The sequence below is a fragment of the Bradyrhizobium sp. 62B genome (genome assembly GCF_030272265.2).
GTDB lineage: Bacteria > Pseudomonadota > Alphaproteobacteria > Rhizobiales > Xanthobacteraceae > Bradyrhizobium.
In genome coordinates this window covers 3079965-3097779 of the sequence record NZ_CP092841.2, presented here as the reverse complement: position 1 = coordinate 3097779, position 17815 = coordinate 3079965, and the positions used below count along the sequence as shown (strand labels likewise).

Annotated in this window: 16 protein-coding genes; 8 read left to right on the top strand and 8 right to left on the bottom strand. The window is 64.8% G+C overall.

Annotated features, from left to right (window positions below):
- Positions 1-15 precede the first annotated feature (15 nt).
- Positions 16-1032: a carbon-nitrogen hydrolase family protein gene (locus ML401_RS14420; RefSeq protein ID WP_285812295.1), complete on the bottom strand. Its 1017-nt coding sequence runs from the start codon at positions 1030-1032 to the stop codon at positions 16-18.
- A gap of 190 nt (positions 1033-1222) precedes the next feature.
- Here ML401_RS14420 and ML401_RS14415 point away from each other — a divergent pair, with 190 nt between their 5' ends.
- The 6 genes from ML401_RS14415 to ML401_RS14390 all read left to right on the top strand — a co-directional run bounded on the left by ML401_RS14415 (position 1223) and on the right by ML401_RS14390 (position 6019).
- On the top strand, positions 1223-2179 hold the full coding sequence (locus ML401_RS14415; RefSeq protein WP_285812294.1) for a helix-turn-helix domain-containing protein: 957 nt from the start codon (positions 1223-1225) through the stop codon (positions 2177-2179).
- A 91-nt stretch (positions 2180-2270) separates the two neighbouring features.
- A complete protein-coding gene (locus ML401_RS14410; protein ID WP_259206184.1) occupies positions 2271-2507 on the top strand; it encodes a hypothetical protein in 237 nt (78 codons plus the stop codon).
- 114 nt (positions 2508-2621) lie between these two features.
- Positions 2622-3647, top strand: coding sequence for an aldo/keto reductase (locus ML401_RS14405; RefSeq protein ID WP_212068341.1), 1026 nt, complete (start codon positions 2622-2624; stop codon positions 3645-3647).
- A 67-nt stretch (positions 3648-3714) separates the two neighbouring features.
- Complete coding sequence (locus tag ML401_RS14400) at positions 3715-3876, top strand: hypothetical protein (RefSeq protein ID WP_212068342.1); 162 nt, start codon at positions 3715-3717, stop codon at positions 3874-3876.
- Between the two features lie 132 nt (positions 3877-4008).
- Positions 4009-5430 carry an MFS transporter gene (locus ML401_RS14395; protein WP_212068343.1) on the top strand — a complete coding sequence of 474 codons (1422 nt, stop codon included), beginning with the start codon at positions 4009-4011 and terminating at the stop codon, positions 5428-5430.
- Positions 5431-5560: 130 nt separating this feature from the next.
- Positions 5561-6019, top strand: coding sequence for a translation initiation factor 2 (locus ML401_RS14390; protein WP_212068344.1), 459 nt, complete (start codon positions 5561-5563; stop codon positions 6017-6019).
- A gap of 69 nt (positions 6020-6088) precedes the next feature.
- Here ML401_RS14390 and clpA read toward each other — a convergent pair whose 3' ends face one another.
- Both clpA and clpS read right to left on the bottom strand, forming a co-directional pair.
- A complete protein-coding gene (gene clpA / locus ML401_RS14385) occupies positions 6089-8497 on the bottom strand; it encodes an ATP-dependent Clp protease ATP-binding subunit ClpA (protein WP_194407650.1) in 2409 nt (802 codons plus the stop codon).
- A 284-nt stretch (positions 8498-8781) separates the two neighbouring features.
- Positions 8782-9114: an ATP-dependent Clp protease adapter ClpS gene (gene clpS / locus ML401_RS14380; RefSeq protein ID WP_026202494.1), complete on the bottom strand. Its 333-nt coding sequence runs from the start codon at positions 9112-9114 to the stop codon at positions 8782-8784.
- A gap of 476 nt (positions 9115-9590) precedes the next feature.
- Here clpS and ML401_RS14375 point away from each other — a divergent pair, with 476 nt between their 5' ends.
- Complete coding sequence (locus ML401_RS14375; RefSeq protein ID WP_211416636.1) at positions 9591-10943, top strand: pilus assembly protein; 1353 nt, start codon at positions 9591-9593, stop codon at positions 10941-10943.
- Between the two features lie 78 nt (positions 10944-11021).
- On the opposite strand, the gene ML401_RS14370 is transcribed toward ML401_RS14375, so the two are convergent.
- Positions 11022-11360 carry a phasin family protein gene (locus ML401_RS14370; protein ID WP_194407648.1) on the bottom strand — a complete coding sequence of 113 codons (339 nt, stop codon included), beginning with the start codon at positions 11358-11360 and terminating at the stop codon, positions 11022-11024.
- A gap of 387 nt (positions 11361-11747) precedes the next feature.
- Here ML401_RS14370 and ML401_RS14365 point away from each other — a divergent pair, with 387 nt between their 5' ends.
- Entirely contained in the window at positions 11748-13607 is a 1860-nt protein-coding gene (locus ML401_RS14365; RefSeq protein WP_212068346.1) for a D-alanyl-D-alanine carboxypeptidase, read from the top strand.
- A gap of 237 nt (positions 13608-13844) precedes the next feature.
- On the opposite strand, the gene ML401_RS14360 is transcribed toward ML401_RS14365, so the two are convergent.
- The 4 genes from ML401_RS14360 to ML401_RS14345 form a co-directional block, all read right to left on the bottom strand.
- Positions 13845-14573 carry a DnaJ domain-containing protein gene (locus ML401_RS14360; RefSeq protein WP_194407646.1) on the bottom strand — a complete coding sequence of 243 codons (729 nt, stop codon included), beginning with the start codon at positions 14571-14573 and terminating at the stop codon, positions 13845-13847.
- A gap of 69 nt (positions 14574-14642) precedes the next feature.
- Positions 14643-15389: a VWA domain-containing protein gene (locus tag ML401_RS14355; RefSeq protein WP_285812293.1), complete on the bottom strand. Its 747-nt coding sequence runs from the start codon at positions 15387-15389 to the stop codon at positions 14643-14645.
- Between the two features lie 147 nt (positions 15390-15536).
- Positions 15537-16397: an alpha/beta hydrolase gene (locus ML401_RS14350; RefSeq protein WP_259206168.1), complete on the bottom strand. Its 861-nt coding sequence runs from the start codon at positions 16395-16397 to the stop codon at positions 15537-15539.
- Positions 16398-16738: 341 nt separating this feature from the next.
- A complete protein-coding gene (locus ML401_RS14345) occupies positions 16739-17662 on the bottom strand; it encodes a division plane positioning ATPase MipZ (protein ID WP_259206166.1) in 924 nt (307 codons plus the stop codon).
- Between the last annotated feature and the right edge of the window lie 153 nt (positions 17663-17815).

The following is a 17815-nucleotide window of genomic DNA, read 5'->3' as shown; positions in this document are numbered from 1 at the left end:
CCTCGATCACCGTGATCAGCTCGCCGCCGCGGCAATGTCCGCGGGCTCAACGGTATCGGCCGGCAACGCGAACTGCTCGACGCGCTGATATCGCTTCCTGTTGAGCAGCAGCCGCGTCACGTCGGGGCGCGAGTAATGCCCGGCCGGATCCGCCGCGTTCTTGGCGATGCCGATGGCGCCGAGATCGATCTCGGCAATCAGCAGCCCCTCCTGGTCCGGCGCCAGCTTGTCGCCGATCTGGCTGCCGTCAGGGCCGTAGATCGCGGCAAAGCCGCCGCCGGCATGGAGCAGCGCATGCTTGTCCGGCCGGTCGCAGAGCTCGTCGATCATCGCCTGCGAGACCGTGGCGCAGGGCGCCAGCACGAAGCAGGAGCCCTCCACCGCGTAGACGCGCGAGGCGGCGTTGTTGACCTCGGCCCCCAGCGCCGGCGCAAAGGGATCGTAGAGCGAGAAGCTGGGCCAGGCCGCAACATGCACCTGCTCGTTCTGGGCATACATCGCGTATTTCGACAGCGGCTGCAGATGCTCCCAGCAGCACAGCGCACCGAGACGGCCGATGTCGGCCCGCGCATGGACCGCGAGATCGCTGCCGTCGCCCTCGCCATAGACGGTACGCTCGGCGTGGGTCGGCCGCAGCTTGCGGCGCTTGGCGATGGTCTCGCCATCGGGCCCGATCAGCCATTGCGCCAGATAGAGGCTGCCGCCGTCGCGCTCGGACAGGCCGATCACGGCGGTGAGCTTTGCCCTGCGCACGGCATCGCGCAGCCGTTCGGCCTGCGGGCTGTCATAGGCCAGTGAATTGTCGAAATAGCGCTGCACGAAGCCGCGGCCGATCGCCCAGGCCGGCGAGTCCATCCAGATATGCCAGGGGTAACCGGGGATGAAAGCCTCGGGAAAGGCGATCAGCTTGGCGCCCTTCTCGGCGGCCTCCCTGATCAGGGCGACCGATTTGTCGATGGAGGCGTCGAGATCGAGCCAGGCCGGCGCCGCCTGCACCACCGCGACCTTGTATTTCGGATGTTCGATGCCCATTGCCGCCTCCCTTGCCGGTTGATCGGAAACCGTCTCCGATGCAGTCTATTGGGCCAAGCTTGGCGACCGGGCGCTCGACCACGGCGGAACAAAAACTCGACTGGGAAGGGACCGCCGGCCGGTACGGGATTTGCCTCCGGGCAGGCTGGAGCCCCGCGATCTTGCTGGATGCGAAAGGGAGGCTGTCCAGATGGCAATCCAGTTCACGACGGACGGCAGCCCGGGCTATCGGCGGCTCGCCCTCTGGCAGGACATCGTCTGCGACGTGTTCGTCGGGCTCGACTGCAAGTCCGATCTCGGCAGCGCCTTTCGCGGCTCGGTCACGCAGGCGTCGCTGGGCAAGGCGGTGTGCTCAGAGGTCCGCTCCGATCGCCAGCATGTGTTCCGCACGCCCTCCCGCATTGCGCGCTCGGATCAGGACTTCGTCCTGATGGCGCTCGGCCATCGCGGCGACGGCGGCGTGGTGCAGGACGGTCGCGAAACCGTGATTCATCCCGGCGAGTTTGCACTCTACGACACCACGCGCCCCTATGAGCTGAAATTCAACGATCCCTTCACGCAGACCATCTTCAAGGTGCCGCGCGAGATGCTGCAGCGCCGGATCAGTGGCACCGAAACGCTGACCGCGATGACGTTCGGCACCGAGGCACCGCTCGAGCGGCTCGCCTATGATTTCATCTTCCGGCTTTGCCAGAACGCCGACCGCCTCGCGTCCGACAACGCCGCCGCGTTGTCGGAGCAGGCCGTCGATCTGCTAGCGATGGCGCTGAGCGAGCGGCTTGGCAGGACGTCGCTGCCGTCCTCGACCCACCGCTCCGCGCTGATCTACCGGCTCAAGGCGCATGTCCGCGCCCATCTCGCCGACCCCGACCTTTCGTTGTCGGAGACCGCGGCCGCGCTCGGCATGTCGCCGCGCTACGTGAACGACCTTCTCGCCGACGAAGACACCTCGTTCCAACGCTTCGTCCTCGCCGAGCGGCTCGCCCAATGCCGGCGCGACCTCGCCTCGCCCATGCTCGTCCATCGCCATATCAGCGAGATCGCCTTCGCCTGGGGCTTCAACGACCTTTCGCATTTCGGCCGCGTCTTCCGCGAGCACTTTGGCATGTCGCCGCGCGACTTCCGGCAAAGCCAGTTGCGGCATTGAGCTGCCATCTTCGCGAGCCTTCGCCTTGAGCGAAGGCAGCGCTCGCCAAATCCAGATTGTCTTGTCAGCCTGAGTGGCTCAGGCTGTCCGTATGAGGATTCACGCCACGATAAGCGGATCGGAGCTGCTGCTGAGCGTGATCGCGATCCGGCTCGCGGTGCTGGTCGTGGTGGCCTTCGGCTTGACGCTGCTGCCGCGGCAGGCGCGCAACGACGCCCTCGCCTGCAATGCGACTGTCGCAGCGGCAAGCGAGGCGCGGCCACCGGCCGGGATCACCGGCCCACGCATCGTCGATGCCGCATTCGCCGACATGCTTCAGCACGACTAGGCCGCTCCCGAGCAAGGCCGCCATGTGCGTCCGTGATAGGACAAGCCGCCCGCTTGCGCTAACCTCGGTGCAAGGCCGCATCGATCAATCAGCAGCCAGCCGAGGAGCATATCGATGGAATACCGACGCTTGGGCCGATCAGGCCTCATGGTGCCCGCCTTGAGCCTTGGCACCGGCACCTTCGGCGGCGTCGGCCGCCTCGCTGCGTGGGGGACGACGGACGCGACCGAAGCGCGGCGCCTGCTCGACATCTGCCTCGAGGCCGGCGTGTCGATGTTCGACACTGCGAATGTCTATTCGCTCGGCGAATCCGAGCGCGTGCTCGGCGAAGCCATCAAGGGCCGCCGCGACAAGGTGCTGATCTCGACCAAGGCCACTTTCCGCTTCGGCGATGGTCCCAACGACATCGGCTCGTCACGGCAGCATCTGCTCACCGCCATCGACGCTTCGCTGCGCCGGCTCGGCACAGACTACATCGATCTCTTTCAGCTTCACGGCTTCGACGCCTTCACGCCGCCCGAGGAGGTGCTCTCGACGCTCGACGTGCTCGTGCGCGCCGGCAAGATCCGCTATGTCGGCGTTTCCAACTTCTCGGGCTGGCACCTGATGAAGTCGCTCGCACTTGCCGACAAGCACGGCTTTCCGCGCTACGTTGCCAACCAGACCTATTATTCACTGATCGGGCGCGACTATGAATGGGAGCTGATGCCGCTCGGCCTCGACCAGGGGCTCGGCGCCGTGGTCTGGTCGCCGCTCGGGTGGGGCCGCCTCACCGGCAAGATCCGCCGGGGCCAGCCTAAGCCCGAAGTGAGCCGCCTGCCCAAGACCGCCGAGTTCGGCCCGCCGGTGCCTGACGAGCACGTTTATCGTGTCGTCGACGCCATCGACGAGGTCGCGAAGGAAACGGGCAAGAGCGTGTCGCAGATCGCGCTGAACTGGCTGCTGCAGCGCCCAACCGTCTCGACGCTGATCATCGGCGCGCGCAACGATACGCAGCTCCGCGAAAATCTCGGCGCGGTCGGCTGGTCCCTGACCAAGGACCAGATCGCAAAGCTCGATGCGGCGAGCAAGGTGACGCTGCCCTATCCCTACTGGCACCAGCGCACGACCTTCACCGACCGCAATCCGCCGGCCGTGTAGGACGCTTGAGCTGCATCAAGCCCGCTTGCGTCGGCCGTGACATTCTGCGGCCCTCGCGAGGCCGCCGATGCGCCGATTTGCCATGAAGGCCCTGTTCATGATCCTCAATTTCAACCGCGCCGAGCGGCAGCGGATCGACTGGGATCGCGCCGTGCTCGTTGTCTCGACGGCCGTCACGTTCGGCCTCGTCGCGCTCTATATCTTCGGAAAATCGACCGCTCGTTGGTAAGGCCGCGGAGGCCGTCCAGAGCCATGTTTGCCGCGCCGTTACGGGAACTGGCGGTATCCTGACGGGTTGCCGTCGATCCGGCAATTTCCTATTCGGAGATGAATCACGGCTCGAATCAACCGCGCCTCCATCATGTCGTCCGCCCCCATCGAGCACGCCGACGGCCTGCCGCAGCCGCAGCGCAATCAGGCGGTGCTGACGATCGCGCTCGGCATCATCATGGCCGTCGTCGACAGCGCCATCGCCAATGTCGCGCTGCCGACGATCGCGGCCGACCTCGACGCCAGTCCGGCCTTCTCGATCTGGATCGTCAACGGCTACCAGCTCGCGATCACGATCTCGCTGCTGCCGCTGGCCTCGCTCGGCGAGATCGTCGGCTATCGCCGCGTCTATCTGGTCGGGCTGGTGCTGTTCACGCTGGCGTCCGCCTTGTGCGCGCTGGCGCATACGCTGCCGCTGCTGACGGTCGCGCGCATCATCCAGGGCTTTGGCGCCGCCGGCATCATGAGCGTCAATTCGGCGCTGGTGCGCTTCACCTATCCACGCAGCCAGCTCGGCCGCGGCATCGGGCTCAACGCGCTTGTCGTCGCTTTTTCGGCTGCAATCGGCCCGACGCTCGCCGCGGGCATCCTGGCGGTCGGAAGCTGGCCTTGGCTGTTCGCCATCAACGTGCCGCTCGGCGCGGTGACGCTGCTGCTGGGCCTGCGCAGCCTGCCGCACACCAAGCCGGCCAATCGCTCCTTCGACTGGCAGAGCGCGGGGCTGTCCGCGATCACCTTTGGTGTCGGCATCGCCGCGGTCGACAGCGTCGGTCATGGCGAGGCAGCAATCACCTGCCTCATCCAGTTCGCCATCGCTCTTCTCGCCGGCGCGCTGCTGGTCTGGCGGGAAACCCACATGACCTCGCCGCTGCTGCCGATCGATCTGCTGCGCATCCCGGTGTTCGCGCTGTCGATTGCGACCTCGATCGCCTCGTTCTGCGGGCAGATGCTCGCCTTCGTCGCGATCCCCTTCTACCTCCAGAGCCGCTTCGGCTATTCGGCCGTGCATATGGGCCTCCTGATCACGCCATGGCCGATCGCGGTGGCGTTCGCGGCGCCGCTCGCCGGCCGCCTGGTCGAGCGCTATCCGGCCGGCCTGCTCGGCGGCATCGGGCTCACGCTGTTCGCCTGCGGCCTGGGCGCGCTCGCGCTCCTGCCGGCGGCCCCGACGCCGTTCGACGTGATCTGGCGCATGGCGCTGGCGGGCGCCGGCTTCGGCCTGTTCCAGACCCCCAACAACCGCACCATGATCGCCGCCGCCCCGCGCGAGCGCGCCGGCGGGGCCAGCGGCATGCTCGGCACGGCGCGCCTGCTCGGCCAGACCACCGGCGCGGCGCTGGTGGCGCTGCTGCTCGGACGGTATCCGGTCGAGGGCACCAGGCTGGCGCTGCTTGCCGGCGTCGGCTTTGCACTCTGCGGCGCGGTTCTGAGCATGCTGCGGCTGTCGCCGGCCGGCGCGCGCGGCGCCGAACACGTCCGCGTGCAGGACGATCAGCGCTTGCGGGGCGATTGACGGCGTCCACCCTCCGGTGCCTGCCATTCCCGTCCACAACCCCTGCGTGGCTTAACTATCCGGACCAATGACCTCTTGCCCTCGCGCTCCGGTTGCGCTTGATAGGCGCCGGGGAAATTAGGGGCATTTCATGCGTGTAGTGGGAATAATGGCGCTCAGCGTCATGCTGGGCGGCTGCGCGTCCGTCACGCGCGGCACGACCGAGAACATCAGCATTTCATCGACACCGTCAGGCGTGGAAGCCGTGGTCACCGGGCTTGAGGTGCCGACAACCTGCACAACACCTTGCGCCATCGTCGCCAAGCGTAGCGCCGACATTACGATCACCTTCGAAAAGGAAGGCTATCAATCCCAGACGGTGCAACTCACCAAGGAGGTGTCGGGCACGGGCGCCGCCGGCTTCGCCGGCAATCTCCTCGCCGGTGGTGTCATCGGCATGGGCGTCGATGCCGCGACCGGGGCAGCCACCGATCACAAGCCCAATCCGGTCATCGTGACGATGCAGCCGTCGGCCCCTCCCCGTAGCGCGCGACCAGCCTCGCCGAAGAAGCCGCGTCCGCCAGCGGCCGCGCCAGAGGCCGGAACCTGAGCCTACGCTCCGCCTTGGAAACAAAAAGGCCGGCTTCGCAGCCGGCCTCTCGATTCATATTGCTCGTGATCAAGCCTTGACCAGCGGGCCCTTGGAGGTCGGCCCCTTCGAGCCGCCGGGGCCACCCGGCTTGGACTTGCCGGGCGGGCGCTTGCGGGTGCCGGGCAGCTTCTCCTGCTTCGGCGTGACCGGGCCCTCGACGAATTCGAAGCCGATCTTTTCCTTGGTCTCGTCGGCCTCGTCCTTGACCAGAACGACGCGGACGTGACCGCCGCCCTTCAGCTTGCCGAACAGCACCTCGTCGGCCAGCGGCTTCTTGATGTGCTCCTGGATCACGCGGGCCATGGGACGCGCGCCCATCTGCTCGTCGTAACCGTGCTGGACCAGCCAGGCCTTGGCCGGTTCCGACAGCTCGATGGTGACGTCGCGGTCGCCGAGCTGCGCTTCGAGCTGAAGCACGAACTTCTCGACCACGGTGCCGATCACCTCGACGCTGAGATGACCGAACGAGACGATGGCATCGAGGCGGTTGCGGAATTCCGGCGCGAACTGCCGGTTGATCGCCTCATGGTCGTCGCCTTCCCGCTTCGAGCGCGTGAAGCCGAACGCCTGCTTGGCCAGATCGGACGCACCCGCGTTCGTGGTCATGATCAGGATCACGTTGCGGAAGTTGACCTGCTTGCCGTTGTGGTCAGTGAGCCGGCCGTGATCCATGATCTGGAGCAGCACGTTGTACAGGTCGGGATGCGCTTTCTCGATTTCGTCGAGCAGCACCACGCAGTGCGGATGTTGGTCGACGCCGTCGGTGAGCAGGCCGCCCTGGTCGAAGCCGACATAGCCGGGAGGCGCGCCGATCAGGCGCGACACGGTGTGCCGCTCCATGTACTCGGACATGTCGAAGCGCAACAGCTCGACGCCGAGCGACGCCGCGAGCTGCTTGGCGACCTCGGTCTTGCCGACGCCGGTCGGACCTGAGAACAAATAGCAGCCGATCGGCTTCTCCGGCTCGCGCAGGCCGGCGCGCGCCAGCTTGATCGAGGCGGCGAGCGACTCGATCGCCTTGTCCTGGCCGAACACGGTGCGCTTCAGCGTCGTCTCGAGATGCTTGAGAACCTCGGCATCGTCCTTCGACACGCTCTTCGGCGGGATCCGCGCCATCGAGGCGATCGTGGTCTCGATCTCCTTGATGCCGATGGTCTTCTTGCGCTTGTTCTCGGCCAGCAGCATCTGCGCCGCGCCCGACTCGTCGATCACGTCGATCGCCTTGTCCGGCAGCTTGCGGTCGTGGATGTAGCGCGAGGAGAGCTGCACCGCGGCCTCGATCGCCTCGTTGGTGTACTTCAGCCGGTGATAGTCCTCGAAATAGGGCTTGAGGCCCTTGAGGATCGCGATGGCGTCCTCGACCGTCGGCTCGTTGATGTCGATCTTCTGGAAGCGCCGCACCAGCGCGCGGTCCTTCTCGAAGTGCTGGCGATATTCCTTGTAGGTGGTCGAGCCCATGCAGCGGATGGTGCCGGAGGCGAGCGCGGGCTTCAGCAGGTTAGAGGCATCCATCGCCCCGCCCGACGTCGCACCCGCACCGATCACGGTGTGGATTTCGTCGATGAACAGGATGGCGTTGGGATGCGCCTCGAGCTCCTTCAGCACCTGCTTCAGGCGCTCCTCGAAGTCGCCGCGATAGCGCGTGCCCGCGAGCAGCGTGCCCATGTCGAGCGAGAACACCGTGGCGGCAGCCAGCACTTCCGGCACTTCGCTGTCGACGATGCGCTTGGCGAGGCCCTCCGCGATCGCGGTCTTGCCGACGCCGGCTTCACCGACAAACAACGGGTTGTTCTTCTGCCGGCGGCACAGCACCTGGATCGCACGGTTGATTTCGGAATTGCGTCCGATCACCGGATCGATCTTGCCGTCGCGCGCCTTCTTGTTGAGGTTGACGCAATAGGTCTCGAGCGCCTCGCCCTTCTTCTTGGCGTCCTCGTTGCCCTTGGCCTCGGTCTCCTCGTCGACGCCGCGAACGGGGCGCGCCTCGGAGACGCCCGGCCGCTTCGCGATGCCGTGGCTGATGTAGTTGACGGCGTCATAGCGCGTCATGTCCTGCTCCTGCAGGAAATACGCGGCGTGGCTCTCGCGCTCTGCGAAGATCGCGATCAGCACGTTGGCGCCGGTCACCTCTTCACGACCGGAGGATTGCACGTGGATCACCGCGCGCTGGATCACGCGCTGGAAACCGGCGGTCGGCTTGGCGTCGTCGGCGCCATCGGTCACCAGGTTCTCGAATTCGGTCTCAAGGTAATTGACGAGGCTCGTGCGGAGCTTGTCGAGATCGACGCTGCAGGCGCGCATGACGGCGGCAGCATCGGAGTCGTCGATCAGGGAGAGCAAGAGATGCTCGAGCGTCGCGTATTGGTGATGACGCTCGTTTGCGATCGCCAGCGCACGATGCAGGGATTGTTCAAGGCTTTGGGAAAAAGTCGGCATTCGCGTCCTCTATGGCCCCCATCATCATGGTCGTGATCGCCCGGTCAGGCAACAACAACCTTTGTCACATATAGTTATACAAGACCGCGGCGAAAGACCGGTTCCGCGACTCGGCGGCGACACGCCCACGGTATTTTCGATGCAAAACCCGTTCCGATTTGGGCAGAACTACCCATTTGGGCAGGATTGACGCCGGTGCCGATGTTCACCGGATCATGCAGCAAGACGTGCTGCCAGCACACACACCACGCGAACAGAACCGCGCTCGAGAACGCGAACGGCGTTTACTTCTTTTCCATCACGCATTGCAGCGGATGCTGGTGCTTGCGGGCGAAATCCATCACCTGCGTCACCTTGGTCTCGGCGATCTCGTAGGTGAACACGCCGCACTCCCCGATGCCGTGGTGATGGACGTGCAGCATGATCTTGGTGGCCGCCTCGATGTCCTTGTTGAAGAACTTCTCCAGCACGTGGACGACGAACTCCATCGGCGTGTAGTCGTCGTTGAGGATCAGCACGCGGTAGAGGTTCGGTCGCTTGGTCTTGGGCTTGACCTTGGTGATGACCGATGTGTTCGGACCGGAGGGGTTACCCGAACGGTTCTCGTCATTGCTCATGCGAGGAGCGTAGGCAGCGGCTGGCGCGGACGGGTCGAGTCTGGAAGTCAATTGCGGCATGGCTCAGGCGTTCAAAATCCCCACGGAAGCGAATGGCGGTCGCCGCGCGACCCCGCCCTTCGGAGCCTGGCGCAGGCGCGCCGCCGTGTTGGATCGCCGCTCCCGACAAATCCGGTCCAAGCCGGATCGTTCGCCAGCAATATGGGCCTGCCTCCGGCCCGCCGCAAGCGCGCTGGAAGTCCGGCCACGGCAGTCCCGATTCCCGGTCCGGGCGATCCTGCCAAGGTTAATCAATCCGGACCGATTTGACAAAAATTTATGCCCCTCCTGCTTAGAACATGTTGACCAGGAACCAGGACATTTAACACGATTGCGACGTTTCGCCCGGGATACCCCCGGTCTTCTACGGTGCGATTTACCAAGTCTTCAATGGCGTGGCGCCAAATCGGGCAAAACCACCGATTTCGGGGCTCGCCATGTTTCGCTCGCCGCTCGTCAGCCTGATTGGTCGACAGTTCGCCCGCTTCGCAGCGGCCGAGCAAGGCAATATCGCCATGATCTTCGCGATCGCGCTGGTCCCGGTGCTCAGCTTCATCGGTGCCGCAATCGACTATAGCCGCGCCGTCCAGGCCCGCACGTCCATGCAGGCGGCCCTCGACTCCGCCGCTTTGATGCTTTCCAAGGATCTGTCGTCCGGCACCATCACCACCTCGCAGCTCAGCACGAAGGCGCAAGCCTATTTCAACGCGCTGTTTACCGCGACGTCCGCCCTACCCTCGGTCAGCGTGGCCGCCACCTATACGGCGAGCACCAGCATGGGCTCAACGATCCAGCTCAGCGGAACCGGCACCTACACGACCACCTTCATGAAGATCGCCGGCTTTCCGACGCTCGACGTCGGCACCACGTCCACCAGCGCCTGGGGCAACGTCCGCATGCGCGTAGCCCTGGTGCTCGACAACACCGGCTCGATGGCCAACGACGGCAAGATGGAGGCGATGCAGACGGCCGCGAAGAATCTGGTCGATCAACTCAGCGCGCTCGCCAAGAATACCGGCGACGTCTACATCTCGATCGTTCCCTTCGCCAAGGACGTCAACGTCGGCGCCAGCAACTACAACAAGAGCTGGATCGATTTCAGCGATTGGGATGCCGCCAACGGCAGCTGGAGCTGCGCGTCGGGCAACTCCAACAACTGCAACAATTGGAAGTGGACGCCGGCCAACCACAACACCTGGACCGGTTGCGTGGCCGATCGCGATCAGGACTACGACACCAAGAACACCACGCCGACGAACGGCAATGTGGGGACGCTCTTCCCGGCCGAGCAGTACTCCTACTGCAACACGAGCAGCTGGTCCTACCTGCAGCCGATCATGCCGTTGAGCTACGACTGGTCCGCGCTCAAGAGCCGCATCGACGCCATGAAGCCCACGGGCAACACCAACCAGGGCATTGGCCTGGCCTGGGGATGGATGACGCTGTCGACCGGCGACCCCATGAACGCGCCGGCCAAGGACACCAACTACACCTACAAGGACGCGATCGTGCTGCTGTCCGACGGTCTCAACACGCAGAACCGCTGGTACAACAACGCCGCGCAGATCGACGCACGGCAGAAGAAGCTGTGCGACAATGCCAAGGCCCAGCCCAACAACATCACGATCTACACGGTGCAGGTGAACACCGGCAGCGATCCGACCTCGAGCGTGCTGCAATATTGCGCCAGCAGCACCGACAAGTTCTATCTGGTCACCTCGGCCAGCCAGACAGTATCGGTGTTCAAGGACATCGGCACCTCGCTGTCCAAGCTGCGCGTGGCACGCTGATCCGACCGGTCGACTACGCGCAAAAAAGCCCGGCTGGATCAGCCGGGCTTTTCGATTCCAGGATGTCCTGAAAAACGTTTACTGGGCGGCCGGGGTGAACTTCGACACGATGGTCTCGACCGGCTTGAACGCCTGCTTGGCGAGGTCGCTGTAGAGGCCGGCGATCTTCTGCGATTCCGCAACGAAGGTCTCGTAGGCGGAACGGGCGAAATCGGTCTGCGCTTCGACGGCCTTGTCCAGCGACTTCACGCCGGAAAGCTTCTCGACGAAGGACTTGGTGTCTTCGAACGACTTCTTCGTATAGTCGCCATAGGCACTGGCGATCGCCTGAAGGCCGTGCTGCACCGAGGTCGCGGAGGCGACGTACTGCTCGAAGTGCTCTTTCCCGTAGTTCTGAAAGTCTTCAACCTTGAACATTTCGGAATCCTTTTCCCTGGCTTTGGTCGGAAGCCCCGGCTCCCTGACTGTGCCCATTATTAGTGCAATGCACAAATAAGTCAAGAATCTTTGTGCGACGCACAAAAACCAATGCAAATCGCGGAAATTCCCGGGGTTTCCCGCAAGGCTTTCTTAAGCTTTTGGAAACCGCGGCCCCCTACCTTGATTCCCGGACGTGTTCAGCTTCTGCAAGCGGTCTAAAACCGTTTGAGAACATCACCTTAGCCAGAATAGCGGCTCAGGCCGAACGTCCCCCGCGGCGAACACCAGCGGAGGGGCAGCCTGAGCAGGTAATGATCCCGGGTCCATTGGGCACAATTTCGCCTCACGAGCCGGTGATCAGTTGAGAAACGGGGACGGGGTTCCATGCTTCGTAAAAACTTGTCTTCCTCGCGCTTGGCGCGGGTTGGCGTTTTCGGGCTTCTTACGGTCACGACCGCGGTCATCTTCACCACCGATGCCGCCGAGGCACGGCGCCACCGCCGCCACTACGCGCACCATCGGGTGCAGCGCGATGTGTCCGAGAGCTCGAGCCCGAAATTCGCGTCCATCATCGTCGACGGCAATTCCGGCTCGGTGCTGCAAGCAACGAGCCCCGACGGGATCCGTCACCCCGCTTCGCTGACCAAGATCATGACGCTCTATCTGCTGTTCGAGCGCCTCGAGTCCGGCAAGATGAAGCTCGACACCGAGATGCCGGTGTCCCAGCACGCCGCCGACCAGGATCCGACCAAGCTGAACCTGCGAGCCGGCCAGACCATCCGCGTCGAGGACGCGATCAAGGGTCTCGTCACCCGCTCCGCGAACGACGCCGCAGTGGTGATCGCGGAAGCGATCGCCGGCGACGAGGACGACTTTGCCCAGATGATGACGCGCAAGGCGCGCGCGCTCGGCATGTCCAGGACGGTGTACCGCAACGCCAACGGCCTTCCCAACGACGAGCAGGTCACGACCGCGCGTGACCAGGCCACGCTCGGCCGGGCCATCCAGGAGCGCTTTCCGCGCTATTATCGGTATTTCGCGACCTCCACCTTCAACTGGCGTGGACAGTCGATCCGCAATCACAATCACCTGCTCGGCAGCGTCGAGGGCGTGGACGGCATCAAGACCGGCTACACCCGCGCCTCCGGCTTCAACCTCGTCACCTCGATGCGCCGCGGCAACCGCCATCTGATCGGCGTCGTGCTCGGCGGCCGCAGCGGCGGCTCGCGCGATGCCATCATGCGCAACCTGCTCGCGGAAAACCTCGAGAAGGGCGCGACCACTCACACCGTCGTCGCGGTCACCGAGCGCAACGCTGCCGACACCGCGACCGATGTTGCTGACGCCTCGGATACTGCACCGGTCCGGCCCGCTGCACCGGTCCAGGCTGCGGCCCCTGCTCCCGAGTCGGCCCCGTCCCGTCTCGCTGCCCGCCTGTCGACGCTTGCCGCCGCGACGGCCGCGGTGCCGCCCGCACCGCACAAGCCGGAAGCCAGTAAGCCCGAGGTTCGGCCGACGGAATCCAAGATCGAGCCCGCGCCGCTCACCAATGGCGTGATCTCGAGCCAGCCGCTCTCCCTCATCCCCGGCTCGTCCGAGCCGATGAAGCCGGTCCGGGTCAAGACGGTTCAGGTCAAGGCCGGCGCCGTGAAGGTCGCCTCTGCCGCGCCCGCCTCGGTCCAGGTCGCCCCGCCGGTCACCAACGCCATTTCGTCCCGTTCCGAGGTCGCGGAAACCTCAGGCGCCGTCGTCGCCCGGGCCGATCTCATCAACAAGCCCGAGATCGTCAGCCATCCGGAAGCGCCGAAGGCAGACATGGCCCGCACCGAGCTGCCGCGGCAGCCGGCCGGCTTCGGCACCGGCAACGGGATCCTCGGCGTGCTGCCGGCCGCAACGGCCGCCGCGCCCGCCCATACCCCTGCCCCTGCCGCTCCGAAGCTCGCCTCCGCCGATCCGATGCCGGTCCAGATGAGCGCCACCACCAAGCCCGCCGTCACCCACAGCGGCTGGATCGTCCAGGTCGGCGCGCTCGAGAGCGAGAACGAAGCCCAGCAGCGTATCGACGCCGCGCGCAGCTCGGCCCGCGGCCTGCTCAGCAAGGCCGATCCGTTCACCGAGGTCGTCGCCAAGGACAATCGCAAGCTCTACCGCGCCCGCTTCGCCGGCCTCGAGCGCGACCAGGCCGAAGCGGTCTGCCGCACCCTGAAGCGCGCCGAGATCTCCTGCATCACCGTCCGCAACTGATCTTCTCCCCCCGTTCCAGACGAAATGCCCGCGCCTTGCGCGGGCATTTTCGTTTTGGCGATGTGTCGATGCGGGCACAGTCTCGACAAGGCTGTTCCGCGACAACCTCTCGTCAAGAATTTACGGTTAAAACTTTGCTCAAGGGATCGACCACGCCGAAATGGCGGGCATCGGGGCGACGGCAAACGGAGCAAGCGGAGCTCACACGGTACGGGCGTTTGTGGCGTGGTGCCGGAGTTAGCCGTTATGCGTACGAAGCAGAGTATCCTTGGCCTCGTTTACCCGGGCAGCGAGATAGTTCGAGCCCCCCTGGTCGGGATGGAGTTTCTTCATCAGGGACTTGTGCGCCCGGCTGATGTCGTCACGCCCCGCTCCCGGCTGAAGGCCAAGGATCTGGTAGGCCTCCTCCGCCGTCATTTTGCCGCTCGCCGCCGGGCGGCGCTGCCCCCCTGCCGCATCGCCCTGCGCGTTCTGACGCCAAGCGGGAAACCGGCGGTCCAGATAGCTTTCAAGTAAGGCCACGCTCTCGGCGTCGAAGGTCGGGACCATGGCCAGCAGGCCCGGAAGATCGAACTCGCCGAGATCGCGCCCGGCGTGAGGCCCGGCGACGATCTGCCCGCCAAGCTGGCCGGTATCGTGGTCGAGCCGCATATCCAGGAATTGCGAGCGCACGCGTGAGGCCTGCCCTGACGCGCGCGCAGCGCCACCGCCGCCGAACAACCCACCGATATTGCCGAAGCCGGCGTTTGCCAGCGGCGTCCAGCCCAGCAGCCCGGCACCGAAAAACCCGAGCGGGATCGCCACCACCAGCTCGCCCCGCAAGCCCGTGAAGGCTGCGATCGCCAGCGCCAGGACGCCGCCACCGAACCTGATGGCACGCGCCAGCACTGCCGGGTTGGCGGCGCGGAACGTCTGGAGCAGCAGATAGAGCGTGATAACGGCGACAGCGCCGGCGATCAGAGTCATCTCGGGAATATAGTCGGCCTCGCGGCAAAATGCATGGCATACGCCGCCGCGAGCCAGGCGGCGTGAGCGCTATTTCATCTGGCCGATCAGCCTGGCCGCGCCGCTTGCGGTCTTCGCCAATCTCAACAAGGCCTCGCGACCGCCGGCAGCATAGGCCGCGGCTGCCTGCAGCAGCTCGCGCAACTGCGCGGCCGCGCCGGGATCGAACCGGCACCAGGCACCGCCGGTCAGGCGCGCGATCTCGCGAAAGGCCTGCTCGGCGACCACGTCATGACCTTCCTGAAACACGAACACGGGCACCTTGAGCATGCCGAGCTCGCCGGCCTTGACACAGAGCTCGTCGACCTTCTCCTCCATGGCATCGCCGACGAAGACGACGGCGCGCACGCCCGATGCGACCGCTTCGCGTCGCGCCTCCGTCAGCACCTTGCCGATCTGGGTATCGCCGCCACGGCAATCGATCTTGCTCATCAAGGCCGCGAGCCTGGTGCTGTCTGAGATCCATCCCGTGGCGCGGCACTCGTTCAGGCCGCGGTAGTAGACGAGCCGGATATCGAGACTGCCGAGTGCCGCGGTCTCGCGAAACATGTCGGCCTGAAGCGCGCAGGCCATGTCCCAGGTAGGCTGCCGGCTCATCGTCGCATCCAATGCGAAGATCAGCCGCCCCTTCGCGCCCGGCGCGTGGGGTGACAGCGCCCGCGCCTTGGCAACGAACGCGGCGATGTCCTCCGCGGTCGACGTTCCCGCCTGCGGTACCGCACCGCCCGCTTGCGCCGAGACATCGCCGCGGTGCGGCTTGATGGGTTCGCCCGACATCCCTTGACCCCTGCTTGGACAGCTAATGTGGTCAGCGCGAGCGGTCGGGTCAATGTGCAAAGCCCCCGCAGGCGGAGGCCAGCGGGGGCTTTGAAAACGTGGCGGATGATTGAGGCGTCAGCCCTTAAGGCATCAGCTCTTAACGCTTCAGCTCTTGGCAGGCGTCATCAACGCGACCGGGCCGGGCTCGAGGATGTTGGGCGGCGACGATTGCGTGTCGACGGGCCGGATCTCGCTGTCGGTCGCGCTCAGGAATTTGTCGAGCATGCTCTGGATCGAGCTCTTGGCGACATCCGGGCCAGTGTCGCGCATGTCATTATGCTGGAATTCGGTCTTCACGACCTGGATGCCCGCCTTCTCGCATTCCTCGTCGGTCGGCAGAACACCCGCATCGGTCTTGAACTGCGGATCCTGAGAGCGGAACGACAGGATCTTAAACTTGCCGGCGGTGACGAAGGGCACGCGCAGATTGTCGAGCGTGACGACCTTCTTGACCTCGTCCGGATATTGCTTGGCGAAATACATCGTGATGTCGCCGCCCATGGAGTGGCCGACCATCGTCACCTGGGCGTAGTCGGCATTGGGCTGAACCTTCTTCATCTCCTGCATGGCGAGATGGATGTTGGCAACGCCGCGCAGGATCTGCGGCAGCCGGCCGACATAGAGCTCGCCGGGCTTGGTGACCATCGGAGGATCGGTCGGCAGATCGTGCTGCGGGCTCACGACCATGTAGCCGCGCGCAGCGAAGATGTTGGCGAGGAATCCGTATTCGGTGTTCTTGACGGTGTTGCCGTGATTGATAACTGCGACCGGCAGCGTGATCATGCCGGCATTGGCCTGCATTTCCTTGTCGCGGCGCACCGCGATCTGGACGGGCACGGGACGGTTGTCGCGCGAGGCGTCGTAGAAGGTGATGGTCTCGTGCTTGATCGCCCACTTGCTCGCCGTGAAATAGGCGATGCCGCAGAGGGCACTGACCGAAACCAGAACGGCAATTCCACGCTTCATTTTCGTCCTCAGCCTCAGGCTCTTGCGGCCTGAATCCCTGTTGAAAATCGTGTTCTTCCGAGGCTCTTCGGCCCCTGGTCGCCTATTCGCTAATATATGTCACAGGCGCGTGACAGGAAGGCCAAATATTGTGAACCGGCAGCCCTTTCGTTGTGCGCCGCACACGTTTTCTGTGCATCGCCTTCTTCCACGGCTACGCCAGGATGCATGTCACCATCCGACGCAACCGGTCTCGATCGGGTTCAATTTCGCGGTAAACGCAGGATGAAAACGGCCGAACGCGGCCCGGGTTCCCGGAGGAATCGCCCGGTCAGATCGACCGGAAGTAGCGCTATACCGTCTCAGGCGCCTAGGATGTCGTGGACTTCGAGCGGCTTGTCGACCTGGTTGAACCACTCGGCGCGATTTGCCGCACGGCGGCGGCCGCGCTCGTCGAGCGGTAGCTTGAGCTGGCGCAGCAGGCTCGTCACCTCTTCCCGTGCGGTGAGATGGCCGAGATTGGGCCGCATGCCGAGCGTGGCCTCGTCGATCTCGTCGAGGGCGGTCAGGCCGCGCGGGAAAAATTCGCGGTAGACGACGCGTTCGGCGAAGCCGTCGACGTAGCGGAAGCCGAGCCGCAGCGACAGATCCTTCAGCCCCTCGGCGACCAGCTGCTTGTTGCGGGAGCCGAGCATCGACAGGCGGTTGCGCACCACGATCCAGTCGGTGGTCGAACCATCGAGCTGGCGGCGCTTGCGGCGGACGTCGCGCACCATCTCGGCGTAATGGCTCTCGCCCGTCACCGCGTAGCTCGCGGGATCGACGGTGCCGAGCACGTCGAAGTCGAGGAAGCTGTCGTTGATCGGCGTGACCAGCGTGTCGGCCATCGAATGCGCAAGCCGCATCAAATAGCTGTCGGTGCCCGGCGTATCGATGACGATGAAGTCGAAGCTGCTCTCGACCGCCGAGACCGCCTCCATGAACTGCTGGAACTCGGAATTCTCGTTATCGGCGATCTGCATGGTCTCGCCGAGCTTGATGCAGCGATGCACCGGCAGTTCCAGGTCGAGCTTGGTGCGGCGGGCCCAGGCGGAACGGTTGTTGATGTAGTGGGTGAAGCTCTGCTGACGGCAGTCGAGGTCGATGGTGGCGACGCGCTGGCCGGCCTTCAGGAGCGCAACAGCGATGTGCAGGGCGGTGGTCGACTTGCCGGAGCCGCCCTTCTCGTTGCCGAGCACGACCACATGCGCCGCGCCGGATTGGCCTTGGCTAGCCTGCACAAGCATGGCGATCCTCAACACCCCTGATGAATATCTTCGAGTTGGCCGCGTCTGCGGTCAAGTGAAATGCGTGACAGGTCATACAAATCGTACTGCGCCGTTCTTCATCATGAATAGCAGCGCCAATCTTCGTCTGTGATCCAGCCCATAATGTCGCGA